The organism is Nocardia brasiliensis, from assembly GCF_042691675.1.
In the GTDB taxonomy this organism is placed as follows: domain Bacteria; phylum Actinomycetota; class Actinomycetes; order Mycobacteriales; family Mycobacteriaceae; genus Nocardia; species Nocardia brasiliensis_D.
On record NZ_CP170507.1, the window covers coordinates 5477207 to 5495270 of the forward strand.

Here is an 18064-nt window from a genome sequence, read left to right on the forward strand (position 1 = left end):
CCGATTCGCGAAAATTACGGTGTTTCGCCAAGTTTCACGACCGTACCGTTTTCCGCCAGACTCCCCCCCACCGCCGCCGATGCGCCCCGAGCAGGCCGCGGACGGCACCCTGGCCGACTCGAAGGGTGTTCGTCCGCAGGCCGAGCGGGTTGTGCACAGGCGGCGGAAGCGTTCACATTTGCTCCCCAGTCATGTGAACAGGTACTACAACGGACAATTCGACTACGACACCGGACAATTCGACCGGATCACTCGCGTAACGGGGTGACCAGCGTGAGGTGGTCCCGCTCGAGGTTGGGCGCCCGCATGGTGGCGGTCCGGCGAATCGCCTCGGCCGCTTCGCGATTGCGCCCGATCCGCTCGATGATCTCGTTGCCGTGGTCGCGGGCGTACTCGATGGCGATCTTGATCTTGCCGGTGTGCAGGCTCGACTTCGCGCTGAGCAGTTCGATGCGCCGATCTACCGGGCCATCCAACTCCTGTAGGCGCGCAACCACTTCCCAGACGTCGGGTCCCGCGACGAGCGCGGCGCGGCGATCGGTCATCGGTCCGCGGAAAACGATGCCGGGATGATCGAGCTGATCGACGCCCTCCCGGATGAGGCGGTCGAGCAATGCGGTAGAAGTGGTTCCTTCACGTGCGGCACGTGCGGCCAACCGGCGGCTGGCGGATTGCGAGAGACGCAGTGTGGTGGTGACGACCCTGGACGTACTCATTGCCCTCCTTGACCTTCAATGGCATCTGCGATGAACGGCACTGGAATCAACGACGTACATCGCTAAGGGTGCCTCGCAAATCGGCAGCGCCACCCCGGCGATCGGGGTGACACTGCGTTGTCCGCACAGAAGCCTCTTCGAAAGTCGAACACCCAGTTCAGGGGCCTACCCGGGGCATGGGCGCGGCCGCCAGCAACCGCTACTTAGCCGCAATGCCCTGATATTCCCCCAGACCATCCGCCGTCGGCCGCCGCTCGAGGTGCGGTTCGAGCGTGTGCAGCACCCAGCGATCCTTGCCGTCCGCCTTCGCTCGGTAGAGCGCGGTATCCGCGGCATCGAGCAACGACTCGGCCTGGGTGCCGGACACCGCCGCCAGCACCGCGCCGATGCTCGCCGACATGCGTAGCCGCAGCGCGTCGATCGAGACCGGGTCGACCAGCGCCGACTGGAGACTGTTCGCCACCGCGCTCACGCTGGAGTTGTCCGCGGGCGGCGGAATTACCGCGACGAACTCGTCGCCGCCGATGCGCGCGACCGGACATCCGAAGTCGAGCACACTGTCGCGCAACCGGCCCGCCACCGCCGCCAACACCTGGTCGCCCGTGCCATGCCCGTAGCGGTCGTTGACGCTCTTGAACCCGTCGATATCGATGAAGCACAGCCCGACCCGATCGCCGAGGTCCGCCGTGGCGATCATCGCTTCGACCCGCTCGAGCAAATGCCGCCGATTCGGCAACCCGGTGAGCAGATCATGGCGCGCCTGCCGATGCAGTTCATCGCGCAACCGATGCTGCTCGGTCACATCCTCCCCCACCGCCAGCAAATAGTCCGCCTGCCTGCCAACCCCCTTGACGAAGGTGATCGCGAACGAGGCCCACCCGTAAGACCCGTCCGCGCGCACCAGCCGCTGCTCCAGCTTGACGGTCCCTTTCCCGTTCGGCACCAGTTGCCCGTAAACGAGGGTTCGAATGTTGTCCCGGTCGTCGGGGTGAACGAAGTCGTAGACGGATACGCCGCGCAGATCTTCGACCGACACACCGATCACGTCGGCAAGGCCGCGGTTGGCATCCAGCAGGGCGAAATCGGTGTCTACGATCGCTATCGCGACCGCCGCGTTGTCGAAAACCGCCCGGAATCTTTCGTCCGCCGCACGCCTGGCTTCTTCCCTGGCTTGTTCGACAGACTGCCGTTCGAGGAAGAACTGTCGATGCAATTCCGCGCCGTATCCCTGACCGAATGCCGCCAGCAGCGCGGCGAGCCGACCGCCCGAATCGGGACGGTGACGCCGCTCGACCATCCTGTACAGCACCTGCGCGGAAACGGCAGGCACCTCGCGACCCATCACTCCGGCGGCGACCAGCGCGGCTCCCGCATCCGCGGCGGCACTCGCGTCGAAGGGATTCGCATGGAGACCTGCTTCCAGTTCACCGACCAGACTGGCGAGCAATCGCAGCGTCTCGTGAGGCGGCACCGGCATGCGGCACACGGCGGACAACGCGTGCCACCACTCGTGCGCCAGCGAAGTCCGTTCGGTCTCTTCCACCACGACCCCCTGATTGTTCGGCCGTCGCCGGCTCGCCAACGGTGCCATCGAGTCCCACGTCTAACACGCAGGAAATCCGGCTCGCGCCGGTGTATCCCATTGTTAGCCAAAACATCAGATCGGTGGGGTCCGAGGGTTACCTACTCGTGCTGGAAGCGGATCACGGCCGACCATGGGTTGCGCAACGGCTTGCGCGGATCTGGCGCGGGCAAGTAGGTGAACGGGCGCAGATACCACGGAACGCGGCCCAGCTTTCGAGCGTGCACCAGAATGTTCTCGATCTCGATCGGCTGCCAGCCCAGTTCCTCGAAAAAGGTGAGCCCGTTGGGCGGATCGAACTTCATCGGTGCGTTCGCGAACAGCGAACCGGTGCGCATGCGGTCCATCCGCAGCAGGATATCGGCTGCCCACCAGGCGATTTCGGGACGCGCCAAGGCATGCGCCAGCTCTGCGACCGTCGCCGGATCAAGGTAGAAAAGCAATCCTTCGGTGAGTACGAGCGCTTTGGTCGCGGGTGCACCGGCCGAGCCGAGCGCTCCGACTGCGTCGTCGAGGAACTCGTCGCGTGCGACCGGATCGGCAAGATCGACCGGGCGACGGATCAGCGTGCAGTTCGGGGCTTCCCCGGCCAGCGCGCTTTCCTTTTCCGCGAGGATCTGCGGCAGATCCGCCTCGACCCAGACGAAGTCGGCTGGCAACGCGAGACGGTAAGGGCGGGTGTCCAATCCGGCTGCTAGGTTGAGGATTCGATCGCATCCCTCGACTATCGCCTTCGCGACGAGGTCATCGATCAGCTTGGTCCGGGTGACGACCGGCCAGCCGCTGCGCATGAGACGTGGTGCCACGTCGATGATCGAATGTCCCCTTGGTCCGGCCAGCCGATCCGCGAGTGGATCAGAGAACAGCGCGTCGGGCCGCGCGGACTCGCGCGCACGATAGGCGGCCACCCAGCGAGCGGTGTCCGACACATTCGAAATCGGTGCGTCCCCTCCAGCCATGCGGCCAGTTTGGCACACCGGCCTGGGCGATTCCGGTACGGCGCGGTCGCTGTGCCGACCGTTAGCGGGCGCGCCTCAGCGGCTCCGGCAGTGCTGAGGTGAGCGGCTTGTCACGATTCGGAACACATTCGGTCCAGACCGGTAACGGGAGCCGTATTCTCGGCGACTCAGCTATCACAGACAATCGCAGCTGTAGTAGATATTGACCCGTCACAACTGATTACGGTCGCGCGTCGCCGGAATCGCATCGAAAGAAGCATGAAGATCATCCGTCGACCTCCTCGCGGCCAGGACCGCAAGCGCCCGCTGTGGGTGCTCGGCCTGATCGCTCCCTCGTGTGCGCTCCTGCCCTCTCAGCTCGTGCTGCACACCGGTGCGCCCGTCTTCTGGTGGATCGGCCCGATCATCGTGTTGATCGTGATCCCGGTGCTGGACTGGGTGGTCGGTGAGGACGGCGCCAACCCGCGCGACGAGGATTACGAGCTACTCTCCGGCGACCGCTACTACCGTTGGTGCACTTATCTTTTCCTGCCGATCCAGCTGGCCGGGCTGGTGATCGCCAGTTACCTGTGGTCGGGCGACGAACTGCGCGCGGTGGACAAGCTCGGCCTCGCCGTGACGCTCGGCTTCGTCAGCGGTATCGGCATCAACGCCGCGCACGAGCTCGGGCACCGGGTGGAGCACCTGGAACGCTGGCTGGCCAAGCTCGCGCTCGCCCAGTCGGGGTACGGGCACTTCTTCGTCGAGCACAACCGTGGACACCATGCGCGGGTCGCCACGCCGGAGGATCCGGCCAGTGCGCGGCTCGGTGAGTCGTTGTGGGAGTTCCTGCCGCGCAGTGTGATCGGCAGTTTCCGGTCGGCGATCCAGCTGGAGCGCGAGCGCCTGGCGCGCAACGGTAGGCGCTGGTGGGATGTGGACAATCACATTCTGCAGGCCTGGTCGATGAGCGTGGTCCTGTTCGGCGCGCTGATCGCGGTGTTCGGCGTGACCATCGTGCCGTGGCTCGCCTTGCAGGCGGTGATCGGGATCGCGTTGCTGGAGACGGTGAACTACGTCGAACACTACGGCTTGTTGCGGGCCCGCCGCAGCAACGGCCGCTACGCGCGGTGCTCGCCGCGGGACAGCTGGAACAGCGACCGGCTGGTCACCAACATCTTCCTGTTCCATCTGCAGCGGCACAGCGATCACCACGCTAATCCGGGACGCCGATACCAGACCCTGCGCAGCTCGGCGCAGGCACCGCAACTCCCCGCGGGCTACGCGACGATGGTCGTGCTCGCCGCCATCCCGCCACTGTGGCGCACGGTGATGGACCATCGCGTCCTCGCCCACTACGGCGGCGACATCACCCTCGCCAACGTGCAACCCCCCAAACAGGGACGACTACGCGCCACCCTGACCTACCGACGGGCTACCAGCTGACCGCTGGTTCAGACGCGTTCCGCGGAGCGGGTGCGGACCCGAAGGGCAATGGGCTTCTGGGTTTCGGCGAAGAAGTCGTTGCCCTTGTCGTCGACGACGATGAAGGCGGGAAAGTCTTCGACTTCGATCTTCCAGACGGCTTCCATGCCCAGTTCGGGGTATTCGAGCACCTCGACGGATTTGATGCAGTCCAGCGCGAGCCGGGCGGCCGGGCCGCCGATGGAGCCGAGGTAGAAGCCGCCGTGCTCCTGGCACGCCTTGGTCACCTGGGCGGAGCGGTTGCCCTTGGCCAGCATGACGAAGGAGCCGCCCGCGGCCTGGAATTGGTCGACGTAGGAGTCCATCCGGCCCGCGGTGGTCGGCCCGAACGAGCCGGAGGCGTAACCCTCTGGCGTCTTCGCCGGTCCCGCGTAGTAGACGGCCATCTCGCGCAGGTATTCCGGCATCGGCTCGCCCGCGTCGAGCCGTTCCTTGATTTTGGCGTGCGCGATATCGCGGGCGACCACCAGCGGCCCGGTCAGCGAAAGCCGGGTCTTCACCGGGTATTTCGACAATTCCGCGCGGATCTCCGACATCGGGCGGTTCAGATCGATCCGCACCACGTCACCGCCGAGGATCGAGTCGGTCTGCTCCGGCAGATAGTGCGCGGGCTCACGCTCGAGCTGCTCGAGGAACACGCCCTCCGGCGTGATCTTGGCCAGCGCCTGCCGGTCCGCCGAGCAGGAAACCGCGATGGCCACCGGGCAACTGGCGCCGTGCCGGGGCAGCCGCACGACGCGCACATCGTGGCAGAAGTATTTGCCGCCGAACTGGGCACCGATGCCGAAGGACTGGGTGAGCTTGAAGACCTCCTCTTCCAGCTCCAGATCCCGGAACCCGTGCGCGGCCAGCGATCCCTCGGTGGGCAGGTTGTCCAAGTAGTGCGCCGAGGCGTATTTGGCCGTCTTCAACGCGAATTCGGCACTGGTGCCGCCGATCACGACCGCGAGGTGGTAGGGCGGGCAGGCCGCGGTGCCGAGCGACCGGATCTTCTCGTCCAGAAACTCCAGCATGCGCGCGGGGTTCAGCACGGCCTTGGTCTCCTGGTACAGGAACGACTTGTTCGCCGACCCGCCACCCTTGGCCATGAACAGGAACTTGTACGCCGGATGCCCGGGATCGCCCGGCGTGGAATACAACTCGATCTGCGCGGGCAGGTTGGTGCCGGTGTTCTTCTCGTCCCACATGGTGATCGGCGCGAGCTGGGAATAGCGCAGGTTCAGCTCGGTGTAGGCGTCGTAGACGCCCCTGCTGATCCACTCGGCGTCGTCCGCGCCGGTCAGCACGCCCTCGGACTTCTTGCCCATGACGATCGCGGTGCCGGTGTCCTGGCACATCGGCAGGATGCCGCCCGCGGAGATATTGACGTTCTTGAGCAGGTCCAGCGCGACGAAGCGGTCGTTGCCGCTGGACTCCGGATCATCGATGATCTTGCGCAGCTGGGCCAGGTGCGCGGGCCGCAGGTAGTGGCTGATGTCGTGCATCGCCTCGGCGGTCAGCAGGCGCAGCGCCTCGGGTTCCACCTGCAGGAAGGTCCGGCCGTTGACCTCGAACGTGCTGACGCCCTCGGTGGTGAGCAACCGGTACGAGGTGTCGTCGGCGCCGATCGGCAGCAGGTCTGAATAGCGGAACTCCGGCGCGGTCACGGGACGCACTCCTTCGGGCGGGCCCGGGCGAGGTGAGCCGGGCTGGTCACAAGCACAGCGAGCCTATCCAGCAGGCAACGTCACGCCGTGCTTAGGCAAGGCTTATCTCTAGGAGTTGCCACAAAAGGTTGCACGTTCAACCCCGGTAGTGCTACCTGTCGTCTCAGACAAAAGCGTTCGGACGTCCAAGCGTCCGCCCGCCGCAACACCGTCGCGCGACGCACAACGACGCGCGACAATGTATGACACGCCAGAGTTTGGAGCGCTATCGTGACCGATCCCCATTGGCTCGATGACGTCGAAATGCGCGCCTGGGTGGGCTTTGTGCGCACCCGCGACCTCATCGCCGCGGCGGTCGGGCGGGACTCGACGCGGGAGTCGAACCTCACCTACGTCGAATACTCGGTGCTGGCCTTCCTCAGCAAGACACCGGAACACCGCTGCACCTTCGCCGAGCTCGCCGCCAATCTCGAATGGTCGCAGAGCAGGCTCTCGCATCAGATCACCCGAATGGAGAAGCGCGGCTTGGTCGTCCGCGAGCCGATCCCCGACGACGCACGCCGCACCGCGGCCCGGCTCACCGCGCGCGGCGCCGAGGTGCTGACCGGCGCGGCACCCGCGCACGTGCTCAGCGTGCGCAGGCACATGATCGACGTGCTGGACCGTCAGCAACTGGCCGCACTCGCCGACATCTACGACACCTTGCTCGCTCATCATCGACAAACGACGAGCGAGAACTGACAACTCAGGCGGGCGTGCCCGCCGCGTCCACCAACTCGACTGTGACATCTGCCAATTCGCGGGCCGGACGGGAAGGCACGCCGAGCGCCCGCTCGAACCCGTCCGGCACCACCAGATCGTCGCGATCGAGTTCGGCCACGCTGGTCTTGCGCAACCCGAGCAGCGCCGAGTCGATCCCGCCGCGCAGGATGTCCAGCACGTTCTCGACCCCCGCTTGACCATTGGCGGCCAGGCCCCACAGATACCCGCGCCCGATCATTACCGCGCGAGCGCCGAGGGCCACCGCCTTCACCACATCACTGCCGCGCCGGATGCCGCCGTCCAGCACCACCTCGATCTGCCCGCCCACCGCGTCGGCGACCGCGGGCAACGCCCGGATCGCGGCGGGGGTGCCGTCGAGGTTATTGCCGCCGTGGTTGGACACGGAGATGGCGGCGACACCGGCATCCACCGCCCGCAACGCGTCGTCGACCCGGATGACGCCCTTGAGCATCACCGGCCCATCCCACTGTTCGCAGATCCATCGCACGTCCGCCCAGTCCGGCGGCGGTGTCCCCATCCATTCGCCGTAGGCGCCGAAGAACCCGGGTGCCGGGCCGTCCCCGATCGCCATGTTCGGCGCGGTCAGATCCGGGATATGCCCGGACTTCACATAGGCGGCGAGCCAGCGCGGCCTGGCCAGCGTCTGCGGCGCGAATTTCAGCATGGTGCGCAGGTCGAGCTGTTCCGGGATCACCGGACTCCCCCAATCCCGGCCGTGCGAGAACGACCAGTCCAGAGTCAGGATGAGCCCCACCGCGCCCGCTGCCTTCGCCCGCGCCAGGCGCTGCGAGATCTCGTCTTTGCTGCCGCACCAGTAGATCTGGAAGAAGGTCGCCGGATTGGCCGCGATGACTTCTTCGATCGGCTTGCTGGCAAAGGAGCTGAGCCCCATGGCGATCCCGCGCGCCGCCGCCGCCCGCGCGACGGCCACCTCGCCGTCCGGGTGCACCGCCTGCACGCCGGTGGGCGAGATCAGCACCGGCATCGAAAGCTGCTGGCCGAGAACGGTTGTCGACTGGTCGCGGGTGCCGATGGGACCGGCGACGTGCGGGGCGAAACCGAGTTCGGTGAACGCCTGCTGGTTGTCCTCGATGGTTTGACCGCGCTCGGATCCGGCGATCAGCGCGCCGTACACCGATTTCGGGAGTCGCTTCTTCGCACGCCGCTGCGCTTCGGCAACGGTTTCGAACCACGGGTTCATGTTCCGGTCCTTTCCGGGGAAGTCACCGGCCACCACAGCCGGGTTCTGTCGAGCAAGTCGGTGGTGAGGTGGTCGAGTAGCGCCGTACCCTCGGCGGCGCTCGCCTCGGTCGGATCGCCGAGCACGCCGTTGGCGCTGACCGAGCGCACACCCGCGCCGCGCAGCAGCGGCATGAGTTGCGCCAACGGGCGGACGTCGCCCACTTCGGCGCGGTCCAGCGCGACGCGGTCCGGCGTGAGTGCCAGTTGAACGGCGGTTTCCGACCGTCCCGCATGCAGGTCGCCGCGGTAGCGCGGCAGATACACGCGCACGTCGCGAGACTCGCCGCGCAACAGCGCCTCCGCGCGCCGCAATGGTTCGAGGTTGCCGCCGTGCCAGTTGACCAGCAGGATGCGGTCGAAGGTATCGGTGGCCGAGCGGCACAACTCGACGATCAGCAGCTCCAGCGCCGCCTGTCCGATCGACAGGGTGCCGGGGAATCCGGCGTGCTCGCCGCTCGCGCCATACGGAATCGCCGGTGCGACAAGCACATCCGGTCGCAGCACGGCAAGCCGGGCGCACAGCGCGGCGGCGATATCGGTGTCGGTGGACAACGGCAGATGCGGACCGTGCTGTTCGGTCGCACCCACCGCGACGGCGAGAATCGCGGCCGCGGCGGCGCGCTCGCCCACTTCCGGCCAGGTGAGATCCGCCACCAGGCCACCGGTCGCCGCGCGACTGTGGCCTGTGACACTTTCGGACATGTCCGGAGATTATCGTCAGTCACTGACATAATCAATAGCCGTGACAGCCAGGACCACCCGCGGTCGCCCGCGCGGCACCAGCAAACGCGAACTCGAACTGATCGCCATGCGGCTGTTCACCGAGCAGGGCTTCGAGGACACCACCGTCGAGCAGATCGCCGCCGCCGCGGGCATCAGTGGCCGCACCTTCTTCCGCTACTTCCCCAGCAAGGCGGAGGTGCTCTGGTACCAGTTCGATGACGAAGTCACCGCTCTGCGCGCCGCCTTCGCCACCGTGCCGGACGATATTCCGATGATGACCGCGGTGCGTCGAGTTGTCGTGAACGCCAATCGGTATCGGGCCGAGGACGTGCCCGAGCTACGCACTCGCATGCACCTGGTCGCCACCATCCCAGCCCTGGCGGCCACCGCGGGCGCGCACTACGACGCCTGGGAACGCACGGTCAGCGACTTCGCCGCCCGCCGGCTCGGCGAACCGGCCGACGGCCTGATCCCGCTGGCCGTCGGGCGCGCCACACTGGCCGCGGCCCGCGCCGCCTTCGATGCCTGGCTGGCCCGCGCCGACGCCGATCTCACCGTCTATCTGGAGGAGGTGCTGCTCGGGCTGGAACGCGGCTTCGCGCCCGCGCCGTGAATCGCAGGCGAACAACCGGCAGGTTTCATCCGCGACACGGTTGGGGTATGACTAGGCTCGGTGTCGGCCTCACGGCCGAAACGTACGACGATCCCGACTCAAACCGTCGAAAGGGGCAGGAGTTTCCATGTCCGAGGTGTCCATGAGCCTTTCGGCGGATTCGCTGAACACGGGACCGGTCGACAAGCTGTTACCGCAATTGGTCGAACATCTGCGCCAGAACCGCACCGCGCTGCGCGAGGTATGGGCCCGGCGCATCACCGACGCGCAGTTGCTGACCGCGATGACCCCGGAGGAGATCTTCTCCGAGGCGACGTCCGTCTACGACAACTACGTCGAGGTGCTCGAGACCGGTAGCGTCGAGGCGCTGCAGGCCTACGCACGCGACCTGTCCGAGCGCATCATCCCGCGAGGCGTCGAGACCGACGAGATCCTCGGCATCGTGCTACTGCTGCGCGACGTGCTGGCGCGCTCGCTGTTCGAGAAGTACCAGGCCGACTTCCAGCTGCTCAACGCCGTGCTCGATGCTTACGAGCCAGCCGCCAACCGCATCGCCAACACGGTGGGCGTCTCCTTCGTCCAGGAGCGCGAGCGCGTCATCCGCCAGCAGCAGGAGGCGATCCGCGAGCTGTCCACCCCGGTTCTCCAGGTGCGTGAACAGCTGCTCATCCTGCCGATCATCGGCGTGCTGGACAGCCAGCGCGCCCGCCAGCTCACCGAACAGCTGCTGCGCGCGATCCGGGCCAACCGCGCCAAGGTGGTCGTCATCGACATCACCGGTGTGCCGCAAATCGACTCCACCGTCGCCAACCACCTGGTGCAGACCGTCGACGCCTCCGGCCTGATGGGCGCGAACGTGATCATCACCGGCCTGTCCTCGGAGATCGCGCTGACCCTGGTCACCATCGGTCTCGACCTGTCCAAGATGAACGCGGTCGGCGACCTGCAAGGCGGCATCGAGGAAGCGGAACGGCTACTGGGTTACGAGGTTTCCCGAGTCGCCGAGCGGGTCACCGAACGCGACGGTCGCTAGACCAGGGCGGGCACCATGCCGGTACCGATTCTCAAACAGGGCACCTATCTCATCGCGTCGGTTCAATCCGCCTTGACCGACGCCGATACCGAGCGCCTGCAGGACGACCTGATGAAACAGGTCAGCAAATATCGGGCGCAGGGCATCATCGTCGACGTCACCGCGATCGACATCATGGATTCCTTCGCCGCGAGATCGTTGCGTACGATCGCGCACATGACGCAGTTGCGCGGCGCCGAAACGGTGATCGTGGGACTGCAACCGGAAGTGGCCTTCGCGATGGTGCAACTCGGCCTGACGTTCGAGGACATGCACACGGCCCTCGATCTGGAAGAGGGACTCGCCTGGCTCAACCGGAAGACCGCCTCACCACGCCAGCGAGATGGTCGTGACAGTGGCCGCTGAGAACCTGGTGATTGCGGTCAGAGTGTCGGGCGACATCGTGATCGCACGTCAGGCTGGACGCGAACTGGCAGCGAAGCTCGGATTCTCACTGACAGACCGCACCATGATCTCGACGGCGATCTCCGAAATCGCCCGCAACATCACCAGTTACGCGGGCAACGGCGAGATCCGGTTGATGGTCGACGAACGGGAAGGCCGTCAGGCACTGGTGGTACAGGCCGAGGACCAGGGGCCCGGCATCCACGACATCCCCCGCGCGCTCGAGGACGGTTATTCGACCGGGCGCGGGCTCGGCCTCGGTCTCCCCGGCGCCCGCCGACTGATGGACCGGCTCACCGTCGAATCAGCACCTGGCCGCGGCACGTTGGTGGAGATGTGGAAGTGGGTACCCAACGGTGCATGACGACGGGTTCATCGGCCGAATCGAGTGGGCGGTGGCCGGTCGCCCGCTGCCCGGCCAACGCGTCTCGGGTGACCGCGGCGTCATCTTGGACACCGGCGGCGGCACAGTCCTTTTCGCCGTCCTGGACGGGCTCGGGCACGGCGCACCCGCGGCCGACGCGGCCGACCGGGCGGCCCAGGTGCTCTCCGAGAACCGCGCCGAACCGCTGGACGTCCTGATGGTGCTGTGCCATCGAGCCATGGCCGACACCCGGGGTGCCGCGGTATCGCTCGCCCTGTTCGATCCCAGCGACACGGTGCGCTGGCTCGGCGTCGGCAACGTGGAATCCCAAGTGCTCACGGTGAGTCCGGGTGGCCTCGCCGTCCGCGCGACCATCTTGCTGACCGCCGGGATCGTCGGCTATCGACTACCGCAGAATCTGCAACCGCAGACCATTCAGGTGCGCCCCGGCGACCTGCTCTTGATGTCCACCGACGGCATCGTCAGCGAATCCGCCGACGCGATCGACCTGTCCAAGTCGACCGCCGAGATCACCGCCGACATCCTGGCCAGGCACGCCAAGGACACCGACGACGCGTTGGTGCTCGCCGCCCGCCACCGCGGCTCGGCGCAGGGCCCGGAGTCGTGAGGGCTCGATGACCGGACCGCTGGCCGACTTCCTCGACGCCTACGCGAAAGCGCTTCGGCGACACCTGGACGCACCGACCCAGGCCACCCTCGCCGAGGGGTACGAGCTCGGCCGGCGGGCGCTGGTCGAGGGCATCAGTCTGCTCGACCTGACCGAGAACCACTTCCGGGTGGCCCAGCTCGCGGAGCACGCGGCGAACGACGGCGACGCCGGGACCCGGCTGGCCGAGACCGCGCTGGAGTTCCTGCTGCAAACCCTTGCCGCACTGGACATCGCGACCCGCGGTTATCTCGACGGGGTCGGCCGCTACGAGCAACAGCGTTCCCGCGCAGACGATCTCGCCGGGCGTGATGCCTTCCGCACCGCGCTGGTCGAGTCGCTGCAGGACGGCTTCTTCGTCGCCGACTCGCAGGGCACCATCGTCGAGGTCAACTCCGCGTTCGGCGCGCTCACCGGCTACGGCGCCGCCGACGTTCCGTACCCCCTGCCGCATCCGTGGTCGATGCCGGAGGGGCCGCGCTACCCCGATCTCGGTACGGAGGCACAGCGTTTCGTCATTCCCATCCGGCACCGCGACGGCCGCTCGGTGTGGCTGGCGGTGAGTACCAGCGCGCTGATCAAGCCGGAGAACAACGAACGCATCTTCGTCGGCACCATCCGCGACGTCACCGCCGAGCACGACGCGCAGGCCCGCGATCAGGCCGCCTCCCGGCTCGCCACCGCCGTCGGCGCGGCGACCAGCGTGGTCGAGGTACTCGCGGTCGGCCTGGACGAATTGCGGCGCACCGTCGGCGCGCAGACCGCGGTGGTGGCGGTGTGGCCGAGCAGGCACGTGGAGCCGGAGGTGTATGTCTCCGGCACCGAGGGCTCGTCGGACAGACGCGAGAGCACCGAACTCGACGCGCGGGCACGGGCCATGCTGGAGCGCGCCAGGCGCCGACCCGGCCGCAGCCTGTTCGCGATTCCGGAGGGCGCCGACAGCTCCGAGGGGATCGTCGCCCCGCTCGGCGAAACCGGTGACGCGGCACTGTGGTTGCGGTTCGCCGCGCCGCGGGCGATCAGCGCCGCCGACTGGACCTTGTTCTCGCTGCTGATCGGTCACCTCAGTCTCGCGGTGCAGCGGGCACGCAACTTCGACCAGGCGCGCTCGACGTCGCTGACGCTACAGCGGGCCATGCTCGGCCCGATCGAGCTGCCGCCGCGGTTCTCGGTGCACTACGAGCCCGCGCTGCCGCCGCTGGAAATCGGCGGCGACTGGTACGACGTGGTTCCGTTGCGCGACGGCACCATCGGCGTCGTGGTCGGCGATTGTGTCGGTCGCGGTTTGTCCGCTGCCGTGGTGATGGGCCAATTACGCACGGCCGCACGGGCTTTGCTGTTGCGCGGGGCGGGCCCGGCGCAGCTGCTCGCCGAACTCGATACCGTCGCGGGCCGGATCCCCGGCGCGATGTGCACCACCGTGTGCGCCGCGGTGCTCGATCCGGTGCGCGGGCTGGTCCGATACAGCAGCGCGGGGCACATGCCGCCGATCTTGGCCGACGTCGCCGCCACCGGTCGCTTGCTCGAAGGCGGGCGGTCGGTTCCGCTGGCCACCTTCGACCCGCCGCGCCGCCCGGAAGCGACGACCGCGTTGACGCCGGGCTCGACGCTGGTGCTGTTCACCGACGGGCTGGTCGAACAGCGCGGCGTCGACATCGACGACAGCTTCGCCAAGATCTCCGCAGTGCTCGCCGACACCTCCGCCAAACTGCCGCGCGAAGTGGCCGACGCGGTGCTGTCCCGGCTGCGGCCCGCCGCGGGGTACGACGACGACGTCGCCATGGTGGTGTATCGCCAACCGCCCGCCCCGCTGCGGCTCGAGGTGCCCGCACACCCGGATGAGCTTGCCGCACTGCGCCGTACGCTCAAGGCCTGGCTGGCCGCCGCCGCCGTGCCGCACGATCTCGCGTCCGACCTGGTGGCCGCGGCAAACGAGGCGTGCAGCAACAGCATCGAGCACGCCTACCGCAACGGCGCGGCGCCGACCGGCCGACCGGCGAGCACCGACCGCTCGATGGGCCGGACCACCAAGGCGCTGCGCGACCCCGCCGCCGACGCCGACCGCGTCCAGCTGACCGCCACCTGCAACACCGAGACGGTGGTGATCACCGTCACCGACGCGGGCAGTTGGAAGCCGCGCTCGGCCGACCCCGGACACCGCGGCCGCGGCATCGACATGATGCGCGCGCTCACCGAAGAACTCGATATCGATCACACCGGACCCGGCACCCGGGTGCGCATGTCGGTCACCCTGCCCGCCATCACCTTCCCGGTAGCCAACCCGTTGCGCGGCACGAATCGCCGCATTTCCGGGTGACCAACCGGACCGCCGCCGACAGCGGTTGCCGGGCGGACAGGTGACGGTCGAGCGTTATCCCGGTCGTTGCAGGGAAATCCGGGAAAGGTCACTTGTAGAGTGTTTTGCTGTGACCAATACTTCCGGAGACGCGTATCCCCTGGCGGACACGATGACAACCACCGTCGCTGCACAGGACGGTGCGACGGTCCTGACGGTGGCCGGCGAGGTCGACCTGGCGACGGCCCCCGCGCTGGAGAGTTCGATCGAAACGATCCTCAGTGGCAAGCCATCGGCCCTGATCATCGACCTGAGCGCGGTCAGTTTCCTGGCCTCGGCGGGCATGGCCGTTCTGGTCGCGACGCATCAACGCGCCGGTGACGCCACCGCGATCGCCGTCGTCGCCGACGGCCCGGCCACCAGCCGACAGCTGAAGATGACGAGCCTCGATCAGGTCTTCGCCGTCTATTCCACCCTGCAGGAGGCCCTCGCCGGGCTCCGCAATCGCTGACCCGAATGGGTCACGGTCTCGAATGTGACGGTGGGCGGGCCCGGTCGGCCCGCCCACTCGTGTTTTCCGGTGCTGCTCAGTCGCAGAGCCCGCGCAGCTGCTCGACCAGCTTGACCCGCTCGGCCGGCGTGGCCGCCATCGGCACGACATTGAGGACGGTGACGCCCGCTTCGGCGAACGCGGCAACCCGTTCCTTGACGTAGCCCGCCGGGCCGACCAGCGAAATATCGCGGACCAGCGCGTCCGGGACCGCCTTGGCCGCCTCTTCCTTCTTGCCCGCCAGGTAGAGCTCCTGGATGCGGTCGGCCTCGGCGGCGTAGCCGTACTTGGTGGCCAGCGTGTGATAGAAGTTCTTGCCCTTGGCGCCCATGCCGCCGATGTAGAGGGCGAGGTGCGGTTTCACGAATTCCAGCAGCGGCTCGACATTGTCGCCGATGGCCAGTGCCGGGCCCGCGTAGACCTCGAGGTCACCGAGCTGCGGATCACGCTTGGCCAAGCCCGCCGCCAGCGACTCGCCCCACACCTGTTTCGCCTGCTCGGGCAGGAAGAAGATGGGCTGCCAACCTTCGGCGACCTCGGCCGCCAGCTGCACATTCTTCGGACCGAGCGCCGCGAGCAGCACCGGAATGCGTTCGCGCACCGGATGATTGATCAGCTTCAAGGTTTTGCCGAGGCCGGTGCCCTGCCCCTCGGGGAGCGGGATCTGGTAGTACTTGCCGTGGTACTCCAACTTCTCGCGGCGCCACACCTTGCGGCAGATCTCCACCAATTCCCGGGTCCGCCCGATCGGCGCGTCGTACGGCACGCCGTGGAAGCCCTCGATCACCTGCGGACCCGATGCGCCGAGGCCGAGGATGAACCGGCCGTCGGAGACGAAGTCGAGGCCCGCCGCGGTCATCGCCGTCAGGCTGGGCGTGCGGGTGTAGATCTGCAGGATGCCCGAGGCCAGTTCCAGGCGCGAGGTCTTGGCGGCCAGGTAGCCGAGCGCGCTCACCGCGTCGAACGAGTACGCCTCGGGGACGAACACGATGTCCAGACCGGCCCGTTCGAGGTCGGCCACCTCCGCCGCCGCCTCTTTGAAACCACCCGAGTAGTTGATGCCCAATCCGATCCGCATAGCTCTCAACATAACGGCGACTACGGGTAAACGCCGCACCGGACCAGGCCGTGGCCCCGCTCGCGGCCTGAGCGAAGTCGCAAGTGCGCCCAGCGGACCGGTCCCGCAGGGCCGGTCGGCGGCCAACCGGTAGCGTTGACCGCGCACTCCCCACCCTCGCCGCACTAGGAAAGGCCACGCACCCGTGTCGCAGCCGAGCACACCGTCCCAGGAAACTGCGTCCACCTTCGGCGGGGCCACGCTCGCGCAGTACCTGTCGGATCTGGCCGCCAAGATTCCCGCGCCGGGCGGCGGCGCCGTGGCCGCGCTGCATGCCGCACAGGGTGCGGCGCTGGTCGCGATGGTGGGGCGCTACACGACGCGCGCCAAAGACGCGGAGAACCGACCGGTGGTCGACCGCATCATCGAGGCCGCGGATGCCGCCCGCGCCAGGGCGCTGGCCCTGGCCGAGGCCGACGCGGCCGCGTTCACCGCGGTCGGCGCCGCGTACAAGCTGCCGAAGACCACGCCGGAGGAGACCGACGCGCGCACCGGGGCCATCAACAGCGCCCTGATCGAGGCCGCGCGGGTGCCCGCCGCCGTGGTCGACGAGGCCGATGAGGTGCTTTCGCTGGCGACCGAGCTGTTCCCGATCGGGAACCCCAACGTGGTCACCGATATCGGCGCCGCCGCCGACGCCTGTCGCGCCGCGGCCGCCAGCTCCCAGCTCAATATCGAGATCAACGTCGCCTCGCTGCCCGCCGCGGACGGCGACCGGTTCGCCGCCGTTTTGCTGCGCATCGAGGAAATCGTCGCGCGCGCCGACGGCCTGCACGCCGACGTGGTGCACGCGGTGCGCGGCTAGGTTCCCACTCGGCGTGTTTCCTGGCCGCGCGGCCGGGTATGTCGGCGAAAGTAGCTGACCGAGCCGAGGAGGTAGCCGTGCAGATCGGATACAAGCTGGCCGCGGAGGCATTCGGACCGAAAGAGCTTATGCGCCAAGCGGTTCGGGCGGAATCCGCCGGTTTCGACTTCGTCGAGATGAGTGATCACTATCATCCCTGGCTCGATGTCCAGGGGCATTCGCCGTTCGCCTGGACGGTGCTCGGCGCGATCGCCGCGCAGACCGAACGGATCGGCCTGGCGACCGGGGTCACCTGCCCGACCGTCCGCTATCACCCAGCGATCATCGCGCAGGCCGCGGCGACGCTGGCGCTGGTCTCCGATGGACGCTTCACCCTCGGTATCGGCTCCGGCGAGCGGCTCAACGAGCATGTGGTCGCGAAGGAATTCCCGGATGTGCGCATCCGACAGGAGATGCTGCGCGAGGCGCTGGAAATCATTCGATTGCTGTGGCGCGGCGGGTACCAGTCCTACGACGGGCGCCACCTGTCGCTGTCGGACGCCCGTGTCTTCGACCTACCCGACCAACTGCCGGTGATCGCCGTCGCGGCCAGTGGTCCGCCCTCGGCCCGAATCGCCGCCGAACTCGGCGACGGACTGTTCGCCACCGAACCGAAAGCCGACATCGTCGACCGGTACCGAGAGGCCGGCGGCTCCGGACCCCGCTACGCGGAGGTTCCCATGGCCTGGGCCCCGGACGAACAGACCGCTGCCAAGGCTGTACACGAAACCACCCGATGGGCGCTGACCGGGTGGAAGGTGATGAGCGAACTCCCCAACCCCGTCAATTTCGACGCCGCCTCCCGCACCGTCCGCATCGATGACATCCTCGAGCAGTTCGCCTGCGGGCCCGACCCGGACCGCTACATCGAGGTCGCCCAACAATTCGTCGACGCGGGCTTCGACCACCTCGTCATGCAGAACGCGGGCCCGGACCCCGACGGCTTCATCGACTTCTTCCAGCAAGACCTGGAACCCCGCCTTCGCCAACTCACTCCCCGAAAGACTGTGAACGCCTGACG

Annotated in this window: 18 protein-coding genes; 11 read left to right on the forward strand and 7 right to left on the reverse strand. The window is 67.6% G+C overall.

Annotated elements, in window-relative coordinates; all coding sequences use genetic code 11:
• Nucleotides 1–248: 248 nt before the first annotated feature.
• The 3 genes from ACFK0J_RS25065 to ACFK0J_RS25075 form a co-directional block, all read right to left on the reverse strand.
• Nucleotides 249–716: a hypothetical protein gene (locus ACFK0J_RS25065; RefSeq protein WP_378731287.1), complete on the reverse strand. Its 468-nt coding sequence runs from the start codon at nucleotides 714–716 to the stop codon at nucleotides 249–251.
• Between the two features lie 199 nt (nucleotides 717–915).
• Entirely contained in the window at nucleotides 916–2259 is a 1344-nt protein-coding gene (locus ACFK0J_RS25070) for a diguanylate cyclase domain-containing protein (protein WP_378731289.1), read from the reverse strand.
• Between the two features lie 140 nt (nucleotides 2260–2399).
• Entirely contained in the window at nucleotides 2400–3257 is an 858-nt protein-coding gene (locus ACFK0J_RS25075; protein WP_378731291.1) for a class I SAM-dependent methyltransferase, read from the reverse strand.
• A 258-nt stretch (nucleotides 3258–3515) separates the two neighbouring features.
• On the opposite strand from ACFK0J_RS25075, the gene ACFK0J_RS25080 reads away from it, so the two are divergent.
• Nucleotides 3516–4682: an alkane 1-monooxygenase gene (locus ACFK0J_RS25080; RefSeq protein WP_378731293.1), complete on the forward strand. Its 1167-nt coding sequence runs from the start codon at nucleotides 3516–3518 to the stop codon at nucleotides 4680–4682.
• Nucleotides 4683–4690: 8 nt separating this feature from the next.
• Here ACFK0J_RS25080 and ACFK0J_RS25085 read toward each other — a convergent pair whose 3' ends face one another.
• Complete coding sequence (locus tag ACFK0J_RS25085) at nucleotides 4691–6367, reverse strand: fumarate hydratase (protein WP_378731295.1); 1677 nt, start codon at nucleotides 6365–6367, stop codon at nucleotides 4691–4693.
• Between the two features lie 270 nt (nucleotides 6368–6637).
• Here ACFK0J_RS25085 and ACFK0J_RS25090 point away from each other — a divergent pair, with 270 nt between their 5' ends.
• Nucleotides 6638–7108 (forward strand): MarR family winged helix-turn-helix transcriptional regulator, encoded by a 471-nt coding sequence (locus tag ACFK0J_RS25090; protein ID WP_218469954.1) that lies wholly within the window; start codon nucleotides 6638–6640, stop codon nucleotides 7106–7108.
• Between the two features lie 4 nt (nucleotides 7109–7112).
• Here ACFK0J_RS25090 and mftD read toward each other — a convergent pair whose 3' ends face one another.
• Nucleotides 7113–8351 (reverse strand): pre-mycofactocin synthase MftD, encoded by a 1239-nt coding sequence (gene mftD / locus ACFK0J_RS25095; RefSeq protein WP_378731297.1) that lies wholly within the window; start codon nucleotides 8349–8351, stop codon nucleotides 7113–7115.
• Nucleotides 8348–9094, reverse strand: coding sequence for a mycofactocin biosynthesis peptidyl-dipeptidase MftE (gene mftE / locus ACFK0J_RS25100; protein ID WP_378731299.1), 747 nt, complete (start codon nucleotides 9092–9094; stop codon nucleotides 8348–8350). The genes mftD and mftE overlap by 4 nt, the downstream gene beginning before the upstream one ends.
• A 40-nt stretch (nucleotides 9095–9134) precedes the next feature.
• Here mftE and mftR point away from each other — a divergent pair, with 40 nt between their 5' ends.
• The 7 genes from mftR to ACFK0J_RS25135 all read left to right on the forward strand — a co-directional run bounded on the left by mftR (nucleotide 9135) and on the right by ACFK0J_RS25135 (nucleotide 15043).
• Nucleotides 9135–9728, forward strand: coding sequence for a mycofactocin system transcriptional regulator (mftR, locus tag ACFK0J_RS25105; RefSeq protein WP_378731301.1), 594 nt, complete (start codon nucleotides 9135–9137; stop codon nucleotides 9726–9728).
• A gap of 127 nt (nucleotides 9729–9855) precedes the next feature.
• Nucleotides 9856–10761: an STAS domain-containing protein gene (locus ACFK0J_RS25110; protein ID WP_218469957.1), complete on the forward strand. Its 906-nt coding sequence runs from the start codon at nucleotides 9856–9858 to the stop codon at nucleotides 10759–10761.
• A 15-nt stretch (nucleotides 10762–10776) separates the two neighbouring features.
• Entirely contained in the window at nucleotides 10777–11166 is a 390-nt protein-coding gene (locus ACFK0J_RS25115; RefSeq protein WP_218469958.1) for an STAS domain-containing protein, read from the forward strand.
• Nucleotides 11144–11569 (forward strand): ATP-binding protein, encoded by a 426-nt coding sequence (locus tag ACFK0J_RS25120; protein ID WP_218469959.1) that lies wholly within the window; start codon nucleotides 11144–11146, stop codon nucleotides 11567–11569. The genes ACFK0J_RS25115 and ACFK0J_RS25120 overlap by 23 nt, the downstream gene beginning before the upstream one ends.
• Nucleotides 11562–12197, forward strand: coding sequence for a SpoIIE family protein phosphatase (locus tag ACFK0J_RS25125; RefSeq protein ID WP_218469960.1), 636 nt, complete (start codon nucleotides 11562–11564; stop codon nucleotides 12195–12197). The genes ACFK0J_RS25120 and ACFK0J_RS25125 overlap by 8 nt, the downstream gene beginning before the upstream one ends.
• 7 nt (nucleotides 12198–12204) lie before the next feature.
• The gene (locus tag ACFK0J_RS25130) at nucleotides 12205–14553 is read left to right on the forward strand and encodes a SpoIIE family protein phosphatase (RefSeq protein WP_378731304.1); all 2349 of its coding nucleotides are present in this window, start codon (nucleotides 12205–12207) and stop codon (nucleotides 14551–14553) included.
• Between the two features lie 151 nt (nucleotides 14554–14704).
• On the forward strand, nucleotides 14705–15043 hold the full coding sequence (locus ACFK0J_RS25135; protein WP_378742995.1) for an STAS domain-containing protein: 339 nt from the start codon (nucleotides 14705–14707) through the stop codon (nucleotides 15041–15043).
• A 76-nt stretch (nucleotides 15044–15119) separates the two neighbouring features.
• Here the strand turns inward: ACFK0J_RS25135 and ACFK0J_RS25140 are convergent, their stop codons facing one another.
• Nucleotides 15120–16160 carry an LLM class F420-dependent oxidoreductase gene (locus tag ACFK0J_RS25140; protein ID WP_378731306.1) on the reverse strand — a complete coding sequence of 347 codons (1041 nt, stop codon included), beginning with the start codon at nucleotides 16158–16160 and terminating at the stop codon, nucleotides 15120–15122.
• Between the two features lie 184 nt (nucleotides 16161–16344).
• Here ACFK0J_RS25140 and ACFK0J_RS25145 point away from each other — a divergent pair, with 184 nt between their 5' ends.
• Entirely contained in the window at nucleotides 16345–17004 is a 660-nt protein-coding gene (locus ACFK0J_RS25145) for a cyclodeaminase/cyclohydrolase family protein (RefSeq protein ID WP_378731307.1), read from the forward strand.
• 77 nt (nucleotides 17005–17081) lie between these two features.
• Nucleotides 17082–18062 (forward strand): LLM class F420-dependent oxidoreductase, encoded by a 981-nt coding sequence (locus ACFK0J_RS25150; protein ID WP_378731309.1) that lies wholly within the window; start codon nucleotides 17082–17084, stop codon nucleotides 18060–18062.
• Nucleotides 18063–18064 lie beyond the last annotated feature (2 nt).

Coding starts and splice junctions, on each gene's coding strand:
- ACFK0J_RS25140 (WP_378731306.1), bottom strand. CDS start 16,160: ATGCGGATCGGATTGGGCATCAACTACTCGGGTGGTTTCAAAGAGGCG.
- mftE (WP_378731299.1), bottom strand. CDS start 9,094: ATGTCCGAAAGTGTCACAGGCCACAGTCGCGCGGCGACCGGTGGCCTG.
- ACFK0J_RS25110 (WP_218469957.1), top strand. CDS start 9,856: ATGTCCGAGGTGTCCATGAGCCTTTCGGCGGATTCGCTGAACACGGGA.
- ACFK0J_RS25135 (WP_378742995.1), top strand. CDS start 14,705: ATGACAACCACCGTCGCTGCACAGGACGGTGCGACGGTCCTGACGGTG.
- ACFK0J_RS25065 (WP_378731287.1), bottom strand. CDS start 716: ATGAGTACGTCCAGGGTCGTCACCACCACACTGCGTCTCTCGCAATCC.
- ACFK0J_RS25120 (WP_218469959.1), top strand. CDS start 11,144: ATGGTCGTGACAGTGGCCGCTGAGAACCTGGTGATTGCGGTCAGAGTG.
- mftD (WP_378731297.1), bottom strand. CDS start 8,351: ATGAACCCGTGGTTCGAAACCGTTGCCGAAGCGCAGCGGCGTGCGAAG.
- ACFK0J_RS25080 (WP_378731293.1), top strand. CDS start 3,516: ATGAAGATCATCCGTCGACCTCCTCGCGGCCAGGACCGCAAGCGCCCG.
- ACFK0J_RS25115 (WP_218469958.1), top strand. CDS start 10,777: ATGCCGGTACCGATTCTCAAACAGGGCACCTATCTCATCGCGTCGGTT.
- ACFK0J_RS25130 (WP_378731304.1), top strand. CDS start 12,205: ATGACCGGACCGCTGGCCGACTTCCTCGACGCCTACGCGAAAGCGCTT.
- ACFK0J_RS25075 (WP_378731291.1), bottom strand. CDS start 3,257: ATGGCTGGAGGGGACGCACCGATTTCGAATGTGTCGGACACCGCTCGC.